This is a genomic window from Moorena sp. SIO3I8, from assembly GCF_010692325.1.
GTDB lineage: Bacteria > Cyanobacteriota > Cyanobacteriia > Cyanobacteriales > Coleofasciculaceae > Moorena.
Map to the genome: position 1 here is coordinate 1 of NZ_JAAHHW010000279.1, position 2,325 is coordinate 2,325.

A 2,325-nucleotide genomic window follows, 5' to 3' on the forward strand; every position below is an offset into this window, starting at 1 on the left:
CCCGTTCTGGCCAAGCAATACCTACTAATAGGGTTTTGGCAATGGGTTGGGGGTTATCATAAAAAGGTGGAGTAGTGTTTTGGGCTTGCCAGCGATCGCTCAATTCATTCAACAAAACCCCATTGGCGGGAATTAAAATTGTGGGTTTAAAATCATTCTTTTCATCGAGATAGCGATTGACTAATTCCTGGGAGCCTTGGAATTTAAATTCGATGTTAATATTAGAATGGGTTTCTTCAAACTGGAGTTTAGACTATGATCAAATAACCCAGTCTTCTTTTGAGGCTGAGATGTTAGCAAATTTATTCAAAATTTGAGTTATGTCTTCTTATTTTTACCTTTTTTAGCAACCGTTTTTCCTTTTTTGACCACAGGATAGCGAATTCGTTTGTTTCTTTTTTGCCCAGTTTTCCATCCGGTAGATTTTCCACGGGGTTTGGGAGATTGTGCTGGAGTTCCAATCTCCACCAAAAGTCCTAACATCGACTGTGCAACTCGTCCAGGCGTTAGATTCAACTGGGATTTTTGCCAGGGAAGATGGTGTTCTTGTACTATATCTTTGGCTAACCACAGTTGCCAAGTCATCAATGGCATCAAATCACTCCACCTTTCACATTGGTGTGGTGTACTTAAAGCTGGTAATGTCCAATGTAATCTTTGTTTAATAAATCGATACCAATGGTCAACGGCAAAACGCCTCAAATAGTTTTTCCATAGCCTTTCTAGTTGAGGCATTTGTTGGCCAATGAAAACTAACCACAAGGGTTTTTGTAATGAGCCTTTTTTATTTGGGGAAAGTCGCTCAACTAGAATCAGGCTCATGTCTACAGATGGAGAGTTACGAAAATGTAGTTGTAACCATTTTCGGACTTTTATCTCTCCTAGTTTTGGGTCTTCTATCTTAACAGTTTCACTAGGTTCCCACCAGGTGGATTCTTCATTCAACTTAAATTTATCTCCATGTTTTCTGGGTCGCCCTCGACCACTATATTCTCCCGGTTCTCCCCATAAGCAACAATTGGAGCGAATTCTTATTAAGCAATCTGCTTCAATATCGACTGTTTGATTGACCCAAGAAGCATTTCCATATTCACTATCGAGTAAAACTAAAACTGATAGCTTTAACCTTTTTTTTACTTGTTTTAATTGCCAAGCCGCCTTACTAATAGGAGTTTCAAAACTTGTAATTCTTTCATGTCTTAACGGCAGGGCCCAACTCCCTTTTTCTTCTGGTATCCATGCTAAGGTACTATAACTGTGTCCAATCTTGACTTTTTTCCCTGCAGATGGTGAGTGATGATACCCTCGGTCTTTCAAAGTAGGAGAATCTACTCTTGGACTCGATGTATGGTCAATCGCCATAGTTACATATAATGATTCATCCTTATATTTTGGTATTTCTTCGATATACCTCTTCATTAATTTTTGACGATTAGGACGACAATCTTGTAAGGCTTCATAAGCAGAACACCATTTTCTTCTAAATAAAGAAGACAGAGAAAAATCAGCTAAAGAATAAGCCGTTCTGGTAGTTAAGACCGCGTCGATTAAATCGAAAGTTGCATCTTTAGCTAATCCCAGAACATTATAAGTATCAGTTCTGAATTTTTGTAGTCTACTTATGCTAGTATCCATTTGAGGGAGTATCTTTAATGTTTTAGTTTTTCAATTTTCTCCCTTTTTCTTCTTCTAATATCATGAATATTTGTAAACGATAGGACGACCACACTCGTGAGTCAGCCCAGCTTGATTGACCTTGGCTTTTAGGCCACGCTACGGGAATGGTCAGGCTGATCGGAAGCAAGTCTATGTTGCACAACAGATGAACTATGACCATAACAGCAAGCTAAAACCCATGAGAGAGGTGGAAAATTAGTACAAATGTGCTACATAAGTGACATGCTCCCCCCTGATCGCCATAGGCGGTGCCCGAAGCAATTGCACTTCTGGGGAAAGCTTACACAGTCTTGAGAGACCAAAATTAGTCTAAACTCCAGAACTAAAAATGAACGATGAACACTGATACAGCTAAGGTTAACTGTTGTTTGTCTTTTAGTTTAACTAGTTAATTAATCTAGTTCATTAAAGTCTTTAATTAATCTAGTTAATCATCTCGAAAGCCTGGGTCATCCTCTAATGAAGCGTCAAGTGATACTGAAGATTTAGGTGGATTTGAAGGAGCTAGAGATGAATCAGAGCCTCTGAAGCCCAATAGCATTTCAGAATTGATAAAATAACTCGCCCATCGCTGGATTATGGGGAATTGTTTCCACTGATAGCGAGAAACTGTTGCAATCATCAAAGGGACTACTTGACCATTGCGTT

Annotated in this window: 2 protein-coding genes and 1 pseudogene; 1 reads left to right on the forward strand and 2 read right to left on the reverse strand. The window is 39.1% G+C overall.

Going from position 1 to position 2,325, the window contains the following annotated elements; translation table 11 throughout:
- Positions 1-318 precede the first annotated feature (318 nt).
- A complete protein-coding gene (locus F6K51_RS36140) occupies positions 319-1,635 on the reverse strand; it encodes an NF041680 family putative transposase (protein ID WP_293030703.1) in 1,317 nt (438 codons plus the stop codon).
- 115 nt (positions 1,636-1,750) lie between these two features.
- Here F6K51_RS36140 and F6K51_RS36145 point away from each other — a divergent pair, with 115 nt between their 5' ends.
- Positions 1,751-1,876, forward strand: a complete 126-nt coding sequence (locus F6K51_RS36145) for a hypothetical protein (protein ID WP_293030705.1) — start codon at positions 1,751-1,753, stop codon at positions 1,874-1,876.
- A 228-nt stretch (positions 1,877-2,104) separates the two neighbouring features.
- Here the strand turns inward: F6K51_RS36145 and F6K51_RS36150 are convergent.
- Positions 2,105-2,325: pseudogene (locus F6K51_RS36150) on the reverse strand (hypothetical protein); the annotation flags it as partial.